A 17323-nucleotide genomic window follows, 5' to 3' on the forward strand; every position below is an offset into this window, starting at 1 on the left:
GCAAAGATGAACATCCTCGTTATTGAAGACTCAGAAGCACTAAGGCGCAGCCTGCAAGTAGGCCTTGGCAACCTTGGTTTTACCGTAGATGAAACCGGTGACGGCTCAGAAGGATTAAGCATGGCACTTAGTGGAAACTACGACCTAATATTACTTGATTTAATGCTACCGAGTGTAGATGGCATGAGTATTTTGCAAGCATTGCGCAGCAGTAATAACCAAAGCCGTGTACTTATTTTATCTGCTCGTAGTGAGCCGCAAGATAAAATAAATGGCCTTATGAAAGGGGCTGACGATTATTTAACTAAGCCGTTTTCGTTTGAAGAACTTCACGCTCGCGTGCTTGCGCTACTTCGCCGTGGTTCACTGCAAAACCAACAAAATACGCTTACCGTAGGTGACTGTGTATTAGATCTTTCGCTAAAAACACTTCATTACCAGCAACATGCCATTGAACTCACTCGTAATGAATACAAAATAATAGAGTGCTTATTTAATGCCCCCGAGCGAGTATTAGGGCTGGAGCTTATAAGTGAAGCGGTGGTCGGTCAGTTCGATATGCTCTCTAAAAATGCGCTTGAAGCACATATATCAACCATACGTAAAAAAGTAAGACAGTTTGATGGCGAACTCCCTATAAAAAATAAACGTGGGTTTGGTTATGTCGCAACAACAAAGTAAAAGTCACTCAATAAAACGTAAACTCGTTAATAATATTAGCGCGGTGATCTCCGTTATATTATTCACTATATTTTTAACTGTTGATTTAAGTGTAGATTCTTGGGTAGAGGAGCAGTTTAATCAATCCCTCACTAATAAAGCTAACTACTTAAAAACCTTAGTAGAGGATGACAACGGTAAAGTTGAGTTTGAATTTTCGGGTAAATTTATGTCGGAATACGAACAAGCCGACGCCAGTGAGTTTTACCAATTATGGCATGGCAGCGAGGTGTTTGAGCGCTCTCAATCGTTACAACTGTATAAAAACACTCAACTGCCTTTTTTAGAACTACCTATAAACGAATCTAAAATAATTGATTACGACTTACCTAACGGACAAAGCGGCCGAGTACTTATAAGCCACTTTGTTGCTAAAAAAGATATTAGAAACACCAACGCATCAGCTACTATTAACAGTATGACCCTGGCAATAGCAGCCCCAACGGCCGAGCTTAATAAAGTACTGATCATTATTGATGTGGTGTTTATTCTCACCTGTGTGATTGGTGTATTTGGCGTGCGCTACTTGGTTACACGCATTGTAAATAAAGGGCTATTTCCGCTACACAACCTGAACGAGCAAATAAAACGTCTCGATATTACAACCGTGGCACAAACTATAGAAAGCGACTTTAAAGTAGAAGAAATAGAGCCTATACGCAATGAACTCAATAAATTCATTACTACTAATCAGCAGCTTTATAGTAATGAAAAACGCCTTACCAGCGATATAGCGCACGAGCTTAAAACTCCCATTGCAGAGCTAATAAGCTTATCCGAGGTCGCACTTAAATACCCAGATGACAAGCGTATTAGCGATACCTATACCAGTGACGTACTCAGTATTTCTGAGCGTATGAAAACCATTGTAAACAACCTGCTCTTATTGCAGCGCTCAACTAGCAGCATAGAATTAAACGCGCAAACTATCGTTTTAAATAATTTGCTCAAACAAACAATTAATGAGCTAACCTTTAAACACCCTAATATTGCCACCCGTATAAATAATACTATTGCAAATAATGTAACCATTATTGCTGACGAGTTTAGCCTTAATACTATTTTATGTAATTTAATAGATAACGCGTTATTTTATGGTTTAACGCAGCACAACATCGAATTAAGTGCCGTAAGTAACCCAAAATCCACTATCATTTCATTAAGTAATAAAGTGGCTACAGTATTGAGCGAACAACAATTACAAGCTATTTTCGACCCGCTTTATCAGCTAGATTCATCTAGAACTAATAACCACCGTCACGGTTTAGGGTTATCTATTGTGCAGAGCTTATGTAACTTAAATGGCTTTACTATTACGGCTAGTAATACCGAAAACAATACGCTAACGTTTATATTAACGCTGCCCTCCGGGTAAATTTAGGTTAGTATTTACACTACTAATTTTTGAGATTTTAAGGACAAACCATGAATGCTCTTACTCGTATTAGCCACTTTTTTATTGTGGCGTTACTTATAACATTTAGCCTTAACAGCTATGCTGCTCCTGCGTTATACAAAATAGAAAAAAACGGAGTTAATTCCTATTTATTTGGCACTGTGCACGTAGGCGACGCCAGCATGCAAGGCTTGCCTAAAAATGTAACTGATGCAATTGATGCAAGCTCTCAAGTTATTGTAGAGGTAGATATAAACAAACTAACGCCACTGCAAATGCAGCAGCGCTCTATGCCATTCATGCTACTAAAAAACGGTAAAACATTGCAAACTGAGCTCTCTGCAGAAAATTACAATAAACTTAAAGATTATTTTGCCAAAAAGTCGATTGATGTGGCTATGTTTAATGGCTTAAAGCCATGGGCGGTAATGGTAACTATGATGCAAATTGAGTTTCAAAATGCCGGTTATTCAGATAAAACAGGTATTGATAAGCAAGTACTCGCTTACGCCAAAAATAAAGATATTAAAGTAGGGGAGCTGGAGACTCTTGAACAACAACTACAAATGTTTGATGGTATGGAATTATTAAGTAATGAAATGATTGCAGAAACCTTTGAGCAGCTTGCCGACATTAATACCTATTTTATTAAGCTAGTTGATGCCTGGAAAAATGGCGATATGCAAACTCTAACCAATTATTACAATACTAGTTTTGATGATAGTAATTACGGTGAAATTAGTGAGCAAGTAATGCTCATTAACCGCAACAACAACTGGATTAAACAACTAACACCACGTTTAGTAAACGAGCAGCTATTTATTGCCGTCGGCGCACTGCACTTACCTGAACAACACGGCTTACTTAAACAATTAAAAGATAAAGGTTTTAACGTTACTCGTCTTTAAAATAAAAAATAGGTTGAGTGATTTTTCATTCAACCTTTCTCTCAGTTTTAATTAAAATCTTCCATTTTTAAGTAATTCTCTATACCGTTAATTTTATCTGCCGCATGATGGTTTACATAAATTACCGTGCTGCTGCCTGCGGCGCATATTTTTTCAATCAATAATAGCACTCGCTGTCGGTTTGCCTCATCTAACCCTAAACAGGGCTCATCTAAAATAAGCAAAGTTGGGTGCTTAACCATAGCGCGGGCAATAAGTAACAATCGCTGATCGCCATACGATAACTGAGTAAACGAGGTATTATATTGCTCCTCCAAACCTATTAACGCGAGCCATTGTTTGGCAATATTAATTTGTGCATCACTTGGGGTTTGATACAAACCTATACTGTCGTAAAAGCCAGAAACAATAGTATTTAATGCCGAAATACTCACCCTATAATCCATGTGTAGCGCATTCGATATAAAGCCAATATGTTGCTTTATATCCCAAATACTCTCCCCCGTGCCACGCTTAAAGCCAAACACTTCAATATTGTTGTTATAACACTGCGGATTATCGCCAGTAATTAAATTTAATAAGCAGGTTTTACCTGAGCCATTTTTACCACTTAACTGCCAATGCTGATGTTTATTAATAGTCCAATCAAGCCCTGTAAAAATACTCAAACCACTATAACTTACACTTGCTTGGCTTAGCTTTACCAAGGTATTGCCCGTAAACACCCCTTGAACTTGCGCGCTATCTCGCTCTGGAATATTCAGTTGGCTGTGCTCTAAGTGCAGTAACTTGAGTAAATCGGCTACTTGCTCTGCATTTGGATGCGCTAAAATAGACTGTAAACACCCTTGATTTACATAACCATAATGAGTAATAAAAGCAGGAATTTCGTCTACACGATTCACTACAAACACAAAACTAATATATTCACTTAATTGCGCCAAAATGACATTAAGCGCAGTACTCGACTCTACATCAAGCCCGTCAAAGGGTTCATCAAGCACCACTAAATTAGGCCGCGAACTCAGCGCTTTAATTAATAATAACTTTCGAGTTTCACCGGTTGAAAGCTCTCTAAAATGACGAGCTAGTAATTTCTCAAAGTCTAATATGTTAATTAAACGCAGCGCCAAATCGACATCATAATTGGCTGTACCCAATAACAGCTCTTTCACTGAGCTTTGTTTGTCATTTTTTAGTTCTTTATTAATAAGCTGTTTTTGCGCATCAGATGAAACCAATTGCACAGCATCTATACTGCAACTGCGCTTACCACTACTGTGCTTAGCTTCGCCAGCTAACGCAGCAGTAATAGCTGACTTGCCGGCACCATTAGCGCCAAGTAACAACCAATGCTCGCCTTGGTTAACCTGCCAACTTAGGTCATTAATATGGTAACGACTTTGCCCTTGGCCTTGTAAATAGCCACTAAATGCTTGAAGCTGAATTGACTGCACTGTTTACTCTTATTATTTATTCTACTTAATTTAAATTACCGCAAAGTTAAACTTCGAAGCAACCGCTATTTCCTGCACTGTAAATTATTTCAAGTAATAAGCAGCAAGCAATAAAAAAAGCCCAGCAACTTAGTGCTGGGCTTGCGTTTAGTTCATTAAAACTAGCGGTTTTCTAAGCGATTATAGTCAAACATACCGTATTCAACACCACGATACTGCTTAGCAGCCCGATGTAAAATGTCGCTATACTGCCAAAATTGTGGATGAGTACGGCGAATGCCAAACTTAGATTTTAACGCACGATAATCAGCTTCAATTTGCATCAGTGGTAACTGCTCTGCAAATGCTGCAACTTGCTGTTGATTATTTAAATACCAAATAGCACTTGGATAATCCCCAATAAAACCAGGAACTAGAGTGACAGTATCTTCTTCAAAAGCTCGCTGACCTTCTTCGTTAAGTAAGCTAGAGATATTGTAATGTGCGTTATGATGAATAATGGTATACGCTTTATGGCTATTGTCTGTTTGCTTAACCAATACATAAGATACAGGTGGCAATAAGTTAATTGCCTTAACAGGCATAGTATTAATACTTGCTAATGGCCCAGAAACGCTAGTGTAATCGTAATGCTCGCTAAGTACGGGCGATAATGCCGTTTTAATTAAGCCATAAAGCTCATGTTGCGGATCATCGGTTTTATAAACTATTCCGCTAGGTTGGCTAAACTCTTGGTTACTTTTAAAGAACTTAGATAAGCTAGGCGGTGACTTACGATACCAACTACTTTTAATTTGCTCTCGTTTATCTTCAGGTAATAGGCCAAGAAAGTTACCCTCTCCCTCTAAACGTAAAAAATCCATATATAAACGTGTAACGAGTTGGTGCCCTACATTGCCGTATACATCAAATCCAGCAACCAATAAATAGTGAATGCGCTCAAATAAAGCATAATCAAGCACCCACATAGTTTTAGGCTCTTGTCCAATTAAGCCTTTCACAACCGTAGCACTGTCTGAGTGACGAAATACAGTTAACGCAGCATTTTTATTAACACCATCACCTTTCCACAATAAACTAGTGGTTAAGTGATCGCCATTTTTAAACAGCTCATTAGCCAGCTCAACTTTAGCTTTTAAGTAACGTTTTTCGCGCACCGAATATTTAATCCAGCTTTTAATCGCTAATGCGTTACTTTCTTCAGCGGCAGGTAGCTCAAGCGCATCTTCGTGCTGAATCAGCATTTCACCTACAGCAGGAGTAGCCACTTTTTTAGGATCAGCAAATGCAACCCAAAAATGATCATTTATGACGTTAAGTGCAATTTGCCCACGACAAACCGGCCCTTTAATAAAGCCCATAATTATTAACTCAGCTTCATCAAGCATAAACTGATATTTTGAGTCGATTGGAATCACTTCATAGGTTTTAAAAGGATTAGAGGCAGCCTTTGGCTCATAGCTTGGCATGCTCGCTACCGTATATTCAGGCTCTATAAACTGCTGATATAAACGCGTTAGCTTTGCATCATTTAATTTAAGTGGCAAATGTGTTTTTGACAAAATAGTTGAGCGTTCATGCATCATTCGATAGTAAACACGTTCAACATTAGGATCATCATAAGGACGACGTGTGCTAATGAGTTTAATATCTTCACCGGGTGGTGTACTTGAGCGCACTAATTTAAAAAAGGTTTGCGTGTTTTCTGGAGTGAAATAGATGTTTGCTAAAAACCAATGCTCGTAAATATAACGCGCAGAAAGCTGATACTTTAAACTATCTTGATTTAAAAATGCTTCCCAACGCTTAATTTGTTGTAGCTCAAACGCTGTTGGCGGTGCAATATTGGCCATTTTACCACCGTTTTTCAGCCAATTTTGTAAGTGCTTAAATTCCTCACGCGATACGCCTGGCAAACCATAAGGCATACCACCATGTGGTTGATCATCCGCCAACCTATCAAACTCTCCCATAGTGGCACAGGTTTGAGAGCGACTTAACGAAAAATCAAAATCATCATCATCAAGTACTTCATTGTTAGCAATATCAGAGCTTTGCTTTAGCACTAAGCTATTAAATAACACACTGCCTGCTAAGTTTGCTTCTATGCTTTGCTCGCGCTCATTTAGCACCGGCGAAAAACCTTTATCACGCCATTGCTGGGTATCATCTGCATCAAACAACAAACGGCTCGGTGTAGTGGCTAATAAACGCGTACCATCATAGACCAGCTCTTTACTTAAACCTCTATCAATGCCTTCGGGAGATGAGAGCTTAAGCTGACATGGTGCATCGTAGCAACCGTGGCAAACTACACAGCGTGTATCAAGCACTGGCTTTACATTTTGTAAAAAATCAGCCCCCTCAATTGTACTATGTAAAACCATACGATCTTGTGTTTGCTCAGGGCCAAATAAATCATTGTAATGAGCATTACCTAAATACGCACAGCCACTTAAAATAATCAGTATTAGCGTACTTATTACGACTTTTCTCATCATTCGTCCTCATCGCCTAAATCAAACGTAGGCATCATATCCATTTGTGGAGAAACAAATGTTTGTTGATCTGCTGTAATCAGTACTGCACTTAATAATGGCCCGCGGGTTAAAGTTAATTGTGCATCATGCTGTTGCTCTGCAATATCTGCCAGCTCAGGATTAATTATGGTTAGCTGATAGCTCTCAACACTAATTGCTATACTGCTGTCTTCACTAGGGTTTTGACATAGTTGAGTCAGTAATTCGTCATCAAGTGGCAGTGAAATTTCAAAGTCAGGTTGCTCTAAATCTCTGTCACTTAAAGTGTCATCAAAAAGAAATAAAGGAAGGGTTAAAGTGCTATCTTGTTCAAATTCCATTGTGCTGATCTCTCAATACGGCTATGCAGGCTATTTATAAAACGATTATAGCAAATAATAAGATCAAAAATTAGCGAAAGTTATCAACAGTAACTACGCCTATGTGCTGTATTTAGTGATAAAAAACGAATAACTACATTATCAATTCAATCATACTCACAAGTTAAGTTTAACCTTATTCGCCGGTGGTGATGTTTTTTATGATTTTAGTGTCGGGTATCGCTACGCTCGCCCAACCTACGCGGGAGACTTGTGTACATTATTCACCCACACTTCACTTTTCTGCAGACGTAAAAAAGCCCGACTATTTCTAGTCGGGCTTTCTACAATTTGGAGCCTGGCAATGTCCTACTTTCACATAGCAAATGCTACACTATCATCGGCGCTGTTTCGTTTCACTACTGAGTTCGGCATGGGGTCAGGTGGGTCCAAAACGCTATTGTTACCAAGCAAATTAGGGCGTTAATTCGTATCACTACAAATTAACTGAATTTGGAAAATATCTGATAATATTTTTTAAGTCTTTGCGTAAATATCTACTTTAGTCATATTAACTTCTTACTTGAACTGTCACATAAAACGCGTTTGGCGTTGTATGGTTAAGCCTCACGGGTAATTAGTACAAGTTAGCTTAATGCCTCACAGCACTTCCACATCTTGCCTATCAACGTTGTAGTCTCCAACGGCCCTTCAGAGAGCTTATAGCTCTAGTGAGAAATCATCTCGAGGCCTGCTTCGCGCTTAGATGCTTTCAGCGCTTATCAGTTCCGAACGTAGCTACCGGGCAATGCCATTGGCATGACAACCCGAACACCAGCGGTTCGTTCACTCCGGTCCTCTCGTACTAGGAGCAACCCCTCTCAATTCTCAAACGCCCACGGCAGATAGGGACCGAACTGTCTCACGACGTTCTAAACCCAGCTCGCGTACCACTTTAAATGGCGAACAGCCATACCCTTGGGACCGACTTCAGCCCCAGGATGTGATGAGCCGACATCGAGGTGCCAAACACCGCCGTCGATATGAACTCTTGGGCGGTATCAGCCTGTTATCCCCGGAGTACCTTTTATCCGTTGAGCGATGGCCCTTCCATTCAGAACCACCGGATCACTATGACCTACTTTCGTACCTGCTCGACGTGTCTGTCTCGCAGTTAAGCTGGCTTCTACCATTACACTAACCGTACGATGTCCGACCGTACTTAGCCAACCTTCGTGCTCCTCCGTTACTCTTTAGGAGGAGACCGCCCCAGTCAAACTACCCACCAGGCACTGTCCGTAACCCCGATTCAGGGGCCAACGTTAGAACATCAAAACTACAAGGGTGGTATTTCAAGGTTGACTCCAACAAAACTAGCGTCTCATCTTCAAAGTCTCCCACCTATCCTACACATGTAGGTTCAATGTTCAGTGCCAAGCTGTAGTAAAGGTTCACGGGGTCTTTCCGTCTAGCCGCGGGTACACAGCATCTTCACTGCGATTTCAATTTCACTGAGTCTCGGGTGGAGACAGCGTGGCCATGGTTACACCATTCGTGCAGGTCGGAACTTACCCGACAAGGAATTTCGCTACCTTAGGACCGTTATAGTTACGGCCGCCGTTTACCGGGGCTTCGATCAAGAGCTTCTCCCTAAGGATAACCCCATCAATTAACCTTCCGGCACCGGGCAGGTGTCACACCGTATACGTCATCTTGCGATTTTGCACAGTGCTGTGTTTTTAATAAACAGTCCCAGCCACCTGGTCACTGCGGCTCCCGTCCGCTTAGAGAGCAAGTCTCATCACAGATAGGAGCGTACCTTCTCCCGAAGTTACGGTACGATTTTGCCTAGTTCCTTCACCCGAGTTCTCTCAAGCGCCTTAGTATTCTCTACCTGACCACCTGTGTCGGTTTGGGGTACGATTCCATATAATCTGAAGCTTAGAGGCTTTTCCTGGAAGTATGGCATCAGCAACTTCATCACCTTGGTGACTCGTCTCGTGTCTCAGGTTTAATGTTCGTCCGGATTTACCTAAACAAACGCCCTACTCACTTTCACATGGACTACCAACGCCATGCTTGCTTAGCCTGCTCCGTCCCCCCATCGCAATTATATCGAGTACAGAAATATTAATCTGTTTCCCATCGACTACGCCTTTCGGCCTCGCCTTAGGGGTCGACTTACCCTACCCTGATTAACATGGGATAGGAACCCTTGGTCTTCCGGCGTGGGAGTTTTTCACTCCCATTATCGTTACTCATGTCAGCATTCGCACTTCTGATACCTCCAGCATACCTCCCGGTACACCTTCAACGGCTTACAGAACGCTCCCCTACCACTCATCCTAAGATGAATCCGCAGCTTCGGTGCATAGTTTAGCCCCGTTACATCTTCCGCGCAGACCGACTCGACCAGTGAGCTATTACGCTTTCTTTAAAGGATGGCTGCTTCTAAGCCAACCTCCTGGCTGTCTGGGCCTTTCCACATCGTTTCCCACTTAACTATGACTTTGGGACCTTAGCTGGCGGTCTGGGTTGTTTCCCTCTTCACGACGGACGTTAGCACCCGCCGTGTGTCTCCCGGATATTACTTTACGGTATTCGGAGTTTGCAAAGGGTTGGTAAGTCGGGATGACCCCCTAGCCTTAACAGTGCTCTACCCCCGTAAGTATTCGTCCGAGGCTCTACCTAAATAGATTTCGGGGAGAACCAGCTATCTCCCGGTTTGATTAGCCTTTCACTCCTAACCACAAGTCATCCCCTAACTTTTCAACGTTAGTGGGTTCGGTCCTCCAGTTGATGTTACTCAACCTTCAACCTGCTCATGGCTAGATCACCGGGTTTCGGGTCTATACCTTGCAACTATTCGCCCAGTTAAGACTCGGTTTCCCTACGGCTACCCTAATCGGTTAACCTCGCTACAAAATATAAGTCGCTGACCCATTATACAAAAGGTACGCAGTCACCCAACAAGTGGGCTCCTACTGCTTGTACGTACACGGTTTCAGGTTCTATTTCACTCCCCTCACAGGGGTTCTTTTCGCCTTTCCCTCACGGTACTGGTTCACTATCGGTCAGTTGGGAGTATTTAGCCTTAGATGATGGTCCACCTATATTCAGTCAAAGTTTCACGTGCTCCGACCTACTCGATTTCACTTAAAATGTCTTTTCATGTACGGGACTATCACCCTGTATCGTGGCGCTTTCCAGCAGCCTTCCATTAACACATAATAAGCTTAAGGGCTGTTCCGATTTCGCTCGCCGCTACTTTCGGAATCTCGGTTGATTTCTTTTCCTACGGGTACTTAGATGTTTCAGTTCTCCGCGTTCGCCTCGTTAACCTATGTATTCAGTTAACGATACCTGCAAGCAGGTGGGTTTCCCCATTCGGAAATCCTAGTCTCAAGTGCTTTTTACTAGCTTGACTAGGCTTATCGCAAGTTAATACGTCCTTCATCGCCTCCAACTGCCAAGGCATCCACCGTGTACGCTTAGTCACTTAACCATACAACCCAAACGGGTCTTTGTTCTGTGACAGTTTAACTTCGTCAGAAGTCAATATTGAATACTAAAGTAGATACCAATCAATCAACTCCTAAGAGTTAACTAAATGGCACTGAATGGTACTGCTACCATTCTTTTTTTACTTTTGAAAACTCTTGATAAATAACAATGTTATTCATCAGAATTTTATTATCAGCTTTTCCAAATTTTTAAAGAGCATATTAATTAGTTATCCCAAAGGACAAGCACTAATTAACAATCATCTGTGTGGACACTACGAACAAATAAGTTCTAAATCGTATAAGGAGGTGATCCAGCCCCAGGTTCCCCTAGGGCTACCTTGTTACGACTTCACCCCAGTCATGAATCACTCCGTGGTAAACGTCCTCCCGAGGGTTAGACTATCTACTTCTGGAGCAACCCACTCCCATGGTGTGACGGGCGGTGTGTACAAGGCCCGGGAACGTATTCACCGCGTCATTCTGATACGCGATTACTAGCGATTCCGACTTCATGGAGTCGAGTTGCAGACTCCAATCCGGACTACGACGCACTTTAAGTGATTCGCTTACCTTCGCAGGTTCGCAGCACTCTGTATGCGCCATTGTAGCACGTGTGTAGCCCTACACGTAAGGGCCATGATGACTTGACGTCGTCCCCACCTTCCTCCGGTTTATCACCGGCAGTCTCCTTAGAGTTCTCAGCATTACCTGCTAGCAACTAAGGATAGGGGTTGCGCTCGTTGCGGGACTTAACCCAACATCTCACAACACGAGCTGACGACAGCCATGCAGCACCTGTATCAGAGTTCCCGAAGGCACCAAACCATCTCTGGTAAGTTCTCTGTATGTCAAGTGTAGGTAAGGTTCTTCGCGTTGCATCGAATTAAACCACATGCTCCACCGCTTGTGCGGGCCCCCGTCAATTCATTTGAGTTTTAACCTTGCGGCCGTACTCCCCAGGCGGTCTACTTAATGCGTTAGCTTTGAAAAACAGAACCGAGGCTCCGAGCTTCTAGTAGACATCGTTTACGGCGTGGACTACCGGGGTATCTAATCCCGTTTGCTCCCCACGCTTTCGTACATGAGCGTCAGTGTTGACCCAGGTGGCTGCCTTCGCCATCGGTATTCCTTCAGATCTCTACGCATTTCACCGCTACACCTGAAATTCTACCACCCTCTATCACACTCTAGTTTGCCAGTTCGAAATGCAGTTCCCAGGTTGAGCCCGGGGCTTTCACATCTCGCTTAACAAACCGCCTGCGTACGCTTTACGCCCAGTAATTCCGATTAACGCTCGCACCCTCCGTATTACCGCGGCTGCTGGCACGGAGTTAGCCGGTGCTTCTTCTGTCAGTAACGTCACAGCTAGCAGGTATTAACTACTAACCTTTCCTCCTGACTGAAAGTGCTTTACAACCCGAAGGCCTTCTTCACACACGCGGCATGGCTGCATCAGGCTTGCGCCCATTGTGCAATATTCCCCACTGCTGCCTCCCGTAGGAGTCTGGGCCGTGTCTCAGTCCCAGTGTGGCTGATCATCCTCTCAAACCAGCTAGGGATCGTCGCCTTGGTGAGCCATTACCTCACCAACTAGCTAATCCCACTTGGGCCAATCTAAAGGCGAGAGCCGAAGCCCCCTTTGGTCCGTAGACATTATGCGGTATTAGCAGTCGTTTCCAACTGTTGTCCCCCACCTCAAGGCATGTTCCCAAGCATTACTCACCCGTCCGCCGCTCGTCAGCAAAGTAGCAAGCTACTTTCTGTTACCGCTCGACTTGCATGTGTTAGGCCTGCCGCCAGCGTTCAATCTGAGCCATGATCAAACTCTTCAATTAAAAAGTTTTATGTCTTTCGACAGCTCAATGAATTCTGAATTTTTTAATATCTTTCGATATTGAATTGACTGTGCCGAAGCAACTTATAAATAAGTTACTTCTGTTGGTCACTCAGTTTTCAATTGAGACTCTAATTTTTTTGCCTCGCTAATTACCCATAAAGAGTAAATAGTTTGGCTGTTAGAACTCAATCTGTACGAGTGCCCACACAGATGATTGCTTTATATTGTTAAAGAACGTTTTGAGTCGCTTTAGCGTCTCAAGGGATGCGTATAATACACCCTTTATTTTTCGAGTCAACACTTAGTTTTAAACTTTCTTTCGACAATTTAAAACCGAAGTTTTATTTAACTCTCTGAGTAGTTGCTGCCTTGCTATGCTTCGGCGTTTCCCTTCTCAGTGGGGTCGCATTATAGGGAGATCCGAAAACAGATCAACTGTTTTTTAAAGAAAACTTGAAATAAACTGCTGTTCGCTGAGTATTTGAGCTAAAAACGTTAAAAATACAACATAACTAGCAAGCTATTAACAACTAAAGATATTTTTATACCTTCTCATATTTAAAGGTAGGGTTAAACGATCTTTATATAAAGGCTAATGCCCCAGATGATCACGACGATCGACAATGCAAGTGTTACTGCTGCAGATCCCATATCTTTGGCTCTACCTGATAATACATGCCGCTCTGTGCTTACCCGATCGGTTAGGGCTTCAATTGCGGAGTTTAATAATTCGACTATAAGCATGATCAGTAGCGTACTAACAAGTAGTGCCCAATGAAGTAATGACGAAGCTAACCAAAATGATAGTGGTAACAAAATAATGCATAGGAGTAGCTCTTGTCTAAATGCGACTTCTTCTTTAAACGCGGCTTTAAAGCCAAGGTACGAACAATAGCTTGCTTTAAAAACACGCTTGAGACCGAGGCCATTTGGTTTTAATACATCTTTCATTAATAAACTCTATAAATGAAGGTCAAAATAAAGCCCCGCATTGCGAGGCTTTTATTTACGCTACACCATATTGGTCGCGGTAAGCTTTAACTGAGGCTAAATGCTGATCCATAGTCCCTTGGGTTTCAAGGTAACTAATTAGATCTGCTAGTTTTACAATAGAGATGACTTTGGTATTAAAGTCTCGTTCAACTTCTTGAATAGCTGATAACTCGGCTTTACCTTTTTCTTGGCGATCAAGGGCGATCAATACACCACTTAGATCTGCGCCATTCTCTGCGATAATTTCCATCGACTCACGAATAGCAGTGCCGGCGGTGATCACATCATCCACTAGCATGATTTTACCTTTAAGTTCAGAGCCTACTAATGTGCCACCCTCACCGTGTGCTTTTTTCTCTTTACGATTAAAACAATAAGGTACATCTTTATTGTAATGATCTGCTAAAGCAACTGCGGTTGTCGTTGCAATAGGAATACCTTTATAAGCAGGGCCAAATAATACATCGTACTCAATGGCGGCATCTTCTAATGCTGCAGCATAAAAACGGCCTAAACGCGCTAAATCTCGTCCTGTATTAAATAAACCAGCATTAAAAAAGTACGGGCTAGTGCGGCCTGACTTTAAAGTAAATTCACCAAACTTTAATACCTGCTTTTCTAAAGCGAACTCAATAAACTCTATTTGATAATCTTTCATATACAGTGATCCTTTGCGTTATGCTAATGCTTGCTTTTGTACGTCGATAATTTCACGAATAGAGTGCTTAGCTAATGTAAGTAACTCATCGAGTTCGTCGAACGAAAACGGTTCACCTTCGGCAGTTCCTTGAATTTCGATAATTTTGCCGGTTTCGGTCAGAATGACGTTCATATCGGTTTCTGCTGCTGAATCTTCTATGTACTCTAGATCACTAATGGCTTGGCCTTTATAGATGCCTACCGAAATTGCTGCAATCATGTATTTAAGTGGGTTTGAATTGATCATCCCTTTAGCACGCATATGCGTAAGTGCGTCAACTAATGCAACACAGGCACCACTAATAGATGCGGTACGTGTTCCGCCATCAGCTTGAATAACATCGCAATCAATAGTAATAGTGTTTTCGCCAAGCGCTTTTAAATCAACAGCAGCACGAAGTGCACGCGCAATTAAGCGTTGAATTTCCATAGTACGACCGCCCTGCTTTCCACGCGCCGCTTCACGGGCATTACGTGTGTGCGTTGCACGCGGTAACATACCGTATTCTGCATTGATCCAACCTTTACCTTGGCCTTTCATAAAACGAGGTACACCCGATTCAACTGTGGCAGTACAAAGCACCTTAGTATTACCAAACTCAACAAGTACTGAGCCTTCTGCATGCAAAGTATAATTACGTGTAAATGTAACAGGTCTAATTTGGTTAGCTGTTCTTTCGCTTGGACGCATTGACGATCCCCTTAATTCAGAATTTGCGACATTATAAGTGCATGTCGGTGTAGATGCCATGCTGATTGTAAAATATTCAGTCTATTAAATTTTCCCTAGAGCTTAAGCAGTGTTACGGTATAATCATTGTAATATTGTATTTATTAATTTTAGGAAACTATCCATGATCCACAGTATGACTGCTTACGCGCGTCGCGAAATAAAAGGCGATTGGGGCACCGGCACTTGGGAAGTTCGTTCAGTGAACCAGCGCTACCTTGAAACATTTATTCGTGCACCAGAGCAATTTCGTGGCATGGAGCCAGTAATTCGTGAGCGCTTACGTAAACATTTACAACGCGGTAAAGTTGAAGTTTTCTTAAAGTTTGTAGCAAACCCTGCGCATGTTGGCGAGCTGTCAATTAATGAAGCACTTGCAGAGCAGCTAATAAATAGTGCTAAGTGGGTACAACAACACAGTGATGGTGACATTAACCCAGTTGATATACTACGCTGGCCTGGTGTTATGGAAGCACAAGAGCTTGATATGGATAGTGTAAATACTGCACTTATTGCAGGCTTTGACCAAGTAGTAGAAGATTTTAAATCTGCACGTGGTGATGAAGGTGAAAACCTACAAGAGATGATAGCTACTCGCCTTGAAGCTATTTTAGAGCAAGTAGCTATTGTAGAAACGCACATGCCTGAAATTGCCAAATGGCAGCGCGAAAAGTTAGCGCAAAAACTCGAAGATTTAACGGCTAATATTGACGAATCACGCCTTGAACAAGAGCTTATTTATTTAGCCCAAAAACAAGATGTGGCTGAAGAATTAGATCGCTTAAAGTCGCATGTTAAAGAAACCAAAAAAACTCTTACAAAAGGCGGGGCATGTGGTCGTCGTTTAGACTTTATGATGCAAGAGTTTAACCGCGAAGCAAACACATTAGCATCTAAGTCTATCAATAGTGACATTACTACTGCCGCTGTAGAGCTGAAAGTGCTGATTGAGCAAATGCGTGAGCAAATTCAAAATATTGAGTAATGCTTTAATGTTCAAGCCTTAAAATTGAGCACTAAGAGTTAATTAAAGTGCAATAGTGTTATTAAAGGCTTGAGTTATTTATAACTCAAGCCTATTTATTTTAGATAGAGAAAAACATGGCTCAAACTCGCGGAAACTTATTTATTTTATCGGCACCATCGGGAGCGGGTAAATCAAGCTTAATAAATGCGTTATTGAAAAAGCATACGGATATGAAGGTATCTGTATCACACACGACTCGCGCTAAACGACCTGGTGAAGAGAATGGTGTACATTACCATTTTGTATCAACCGATGAATTTAAAGCACTCATAACTAAAGATGACTTTTTTGAATGGGCGCAAGTGTTTGATAACTACTATGGCACTTCAAAACAAGCTATTGAGTCGCAACTAGATGCTGGTATTGATGTGTTTTTAGATATTGATTGGCAGGGTGCGCAGCAAGTGCGTAAAATTATGCCTAGTGTACAAACTATTTTTATTTTACCGCCTTCAAAGGCAGAGCTAGAGCAACGTTTGAATAACCGCGGCCAAGACTCGCAAGAAATTATTGCTGGGCGTATGGCACAAGCGCAATCAGAAACGTCACATTACAACGAATACGACTTTGTAATTGTTAATGATGACTTTGATACTGCACTAACCGACATAGAAACAATTGTTATGGCGCAGCGTTTAACATTAAAAATGCAAAGCGTTCGTCATCAAAGTTTACTAAATAGCTTACTTAAATAATGTAAGCTTTGCATATATTGCTATTAAGCAAGTAAAACAGATAAAAATTAACCACTGGCTATTGGCGAAACAGGCTGCTTGCAGTAAACTACGCCTTTGCTTTTAAATTATTTTGGAGTGCTGAGATGGCCCGCGTAACAGTTGAAGATGCAGTAGATGCAATTGGTAATCGTTTTGACTTAATTTTAGTTGCGGCCCGTCGTGCCCGTCAAATTGCTGTTGGTGGTAAAAGACCACTAGTAGACCCTGAAAACGATAAGCCTACGGTAATTGCTTTACGTGAAATTGAATTAGGTTTGGTAGATAGCTCATCAATGGACGTTATTGATCGTGAAGAGCAACAACATCAAGAAGCAGCTGAATTAGCTGCTGTTGCTGCTATTGTTGGTGGCAACCAATAATCGACCTCCCGGTCTGATTTTAGCCAACGGCGCAGTATTTCTTCACTAGCCGTTGGCAATCCTGTCTTTTCATCGTATATTCTTAACTTACCGTTTCCTATTTGCTTCACAAGAA

The 17323-nt window shown here is 41.9% G+C and carries 12 protein-coding genes and 3 rRNA genes; 6 read left to right on the forward strand and 9 right to left on the reverse strand.

Annotated elements, in window-relative coordinates; genetic code table 11:
- Positions 1-6: 6 nt before the first annotated feature.
- Genes RB215_RS13455 through RB215_RS13465 form a run of 3 tightly spaced genes read left to right on the forward strand, consistent with a single transcriptional unit; the run spans position 7 to position 3024 of the window.
- Complete coding sequence (locus RB215_RS13455; protein ID WP_011329418.1) at positions 7-681, forward strand: response regulator transcription factor; 675 nt, start codon at positions 7-9, stop codon at positions 679-681.
- Entirely contained in the window at positions 662-2095 is a 1434-nt protein-coding gene (locus tag RB215_RS13460; protein ID WP_309216560.1) for a HAMP domain-containing sensor histidine kinase, read from the forward strand. The genes RB215_RS13455 and RB215_RS13460 overlap by 20 nt, the downstream gene beginning before the upstream one ends.
- 50 nt (positions 2096-2145) lie before the next feature.
- Positions 2146-3024 (forward strand): TraB/GumN family protein, encoded by an 879-nt coding sequence (locus tag RB215_RS13465; protein ID WP_011329420.1) that lies wholly within the window; start codon positions 2146-2148, stop codon positions 3022-3024.
- 47 nt (positions 3025-3071) lie between these two features.
- Here the strand turns inward: RB215_RS13465 and RB215_RS13470 are convergent, their stop codons facing one another.
- From RB215_RS13470 to rph, 9 genes are all read right to left on the reverse strand, one after another.
- A complete protein-coding gene (locus RB215_RS13470; RefSeq protein ID WP_309216561.1) occupies positions 3072-4481 on the reverse strand; it encodes an ATP-binding cassette domain-containing protein in 1410 nt (469 codons plus the stop codon).
- 161 nt (positions 4482-4642) lie between these two features.
- Entirely contained in the window at positions 4643-6979 is a 2337-nt protein-coding gene (locus RB215_RS13475; RefSeq protein WP_309217169.1) for a fatty acid cis/trans isomerase, read from the reverse strand.
- Positions 6979-7341, reverse strand: coding sequence for a hypothetical protein (locus RB215_RS13480; protein WP_182677586.1), 363 nt, complete (start codon positions 7339-7341; stop codon positions 6979-6981). The genes RB215_RS13475 and RB215_RS13480 overlap by 1 nt, the downstream gene beginning before the upstream one ends.
- A gap of 335 nt (positions 7342-7676) precedes the next feature.
- Positions 7677-7791, reverse strand: a 5S ribosomal RNA gene (rrf, locus tag RB215_RS13485).
- Positions 7792-7936: 145 nt separating this feature from the next.
- A 23S ribosomal RNA gene (locus RB215_RS13490) occupies positions 7937-10825 on the reverse strand.
- A 300-nt stretch (positions 10826-11125) separates the two neighbouring features.
- Positions 11126-12661, reverse strand: a 16S ribosomal RNA gene (locus RB215_RS13495).
- The 16S, 23S and 5S rRNA genes sit together here, the layout of an rRNA operon.
- A 572-nt stretch (positions 12662-13233) precedes the next feature.
- Entirely contained in the window at positions 13234-13614 is a 381-nt protein-coding gene (locus tag RB215_RS13500) for a diacylglycerol kinase (protein WP_011329424.1), read from the reverse strand.
- Between the two features lie 55 nt (positions 13615-13669).
- Positions 13670-14314 carry an orotate phosphoribosyltransferase gene (gene pyrE / locus RB215_RS13505; protein WP_089368835.1) on the reverse strand — a complete coding sequence of 215 codons (645 nt, stop codon included), beginning with the start codon at positions 14312-14314 and terminating at the stop codon, positions 13670-13672.
- An 18-nt stretch (positions 14315-14332) separates the two neighbouring features.
- Positions 14333-15046: a ribonuclease PH gene (gene rph, locus RB215_RS13510; RefSeq protein ID WP_011329426.1), complete on the reverse strand. Its 714-nt coding sequence runs from the start codon at positions 15044-15046 to the stop codon at positions 14333-14335.
- 163 nt (positions 15047-15209) lie between these two features.
- Between rph and RB215_RS13515 the strand changes: the two genes are divergently transcribed.
- From RB215_RS13515 to rpoZ, 3 genes are all read left to right on the forward strand, one after another.
- Entirely contained in the window at positions 15210-16070 is an 861-nt protein-coding gene (locus RB215_RS13515) for a YicC/YloC family endoribonuclease (RefSeq protein WP_309216564.1), read from the forward strand.
- Positions 16071-16186: 116 nt separating this feature from the next.
- Positions 16187-16807: a guanylate kinase gene (gene gmk, locus RB215_RS13520; protein WP_011329428.1), complete on the forward strand. Its 621-nt coding sequence runs from the start codon at positions 16187-16189 to the stop codon at positions 16805-16807.
- Between the two features lie 125 nt (positions 16808-16932).
- Entirely contained in the window at positions 16933-17208 is a 276-nt protein-coding gene (gene rpoZ, locus RB215_RS13525) for a DNA-directed RNA polymerase subunit omega (RefSeq protein WP_011329429.1), read from the forward strand.
- The last annotated feature ends 115 nt before the right edge of the window (positions 17209-17323 follow it).

Origin of the sequence: Pseudoalteromonas sp. HL-AS2, from assembly GCF_031198805.1 — a bacterium.
GTDB lineage: Bacteria > Pseudomonadota > Gammaproteobacteria > Enterobacterales > Alteromonadaceae > Pseudoalteromonas > Pseudoalteromonas nigrifaciens.

What these genes read in the sequence shown, in the direction of transcription:
- RB215_RS13455 (WP_011329418.1), top strand. Translation starts at nt 7, where the DNA reads ATGAACATCCTCGTTATTGAAGACTCAGAAGCACTAAGGCGCAGCCTG.
- RB215_RS13460 (WP_309216560.1), top strand. Translation starts at nt 662, where the DNA reads ATGTCGCAACAACAAAGTAAAAGTCACTCAATAAAACGTAAACTCGTT.
- RB215_RS13465 (WP_011329420.1), top strand. Translation starts at nt 2,146, where the DNA reads ATGAATGCTCTTACTCGTATTAGCCACTTTTTTATTGTGGCGTTACTT.
- RB215_RS13475 (WP_309217169.1), bottom strand. Translation starts at nt 6,979, where the DNA reads ATGAGAAAAGTCGTAATAAGTACGCTAATACTGATTATTTTAAGTGGC.
- RB215_RS13480 (WP_182677586.1), bottom strand. Translation starts at nt 7,341, where the DNA reads ATGGAATTTGAACAAGATAGCACTTTAACCCTTCCTTTATTTCTTTTT.
- RB215_RS13500 (WP_011329424.1), bottom strand. Translation starts at nt 13,614, where the DNA reads ATGAAAGATGTATTAAAACCAAATGGCCTCGGTCTCAAGCGTGTTTTT.
- pyrE (WP_089368835.1), bottom strand. Translation starts at nt 14,314, where the DNA reads ATGAAAGATTATCAAATAGAGTTTATTGAGTTCGCTTTAGAAAAGCAG.
- rph (WP_011329426.1), bottom strand. Translation starts at nt 15,046, where the DNA reads ATGCGTCCAAGCGAAAGAACAGCTAACCAAATTAGACCTGTTACATTT.
- RB215_RS13515 (WP_309216564.1), top strand. Translation starts at nt 15,210, where the DNA reads ATGATCCACAGTATGACTGCTTACGCGCGTCGCGAAATAAAAGGCGAT.
- gmk (WP_011329428.1), top strand. Translation starts at nt 16,187, where the DNA reads ATGGCTCAAACTCGCGGAAACTTATTTATTTTATCGGCACCATCGGGA.
- rpoZ (WP_011329429.1), top strand. Translation starts at nt 16,933, where the DNA reads ATGGCCCGCGTAACAGTTGAAGATGCAGTAGATGCAATTGGTAATCGT.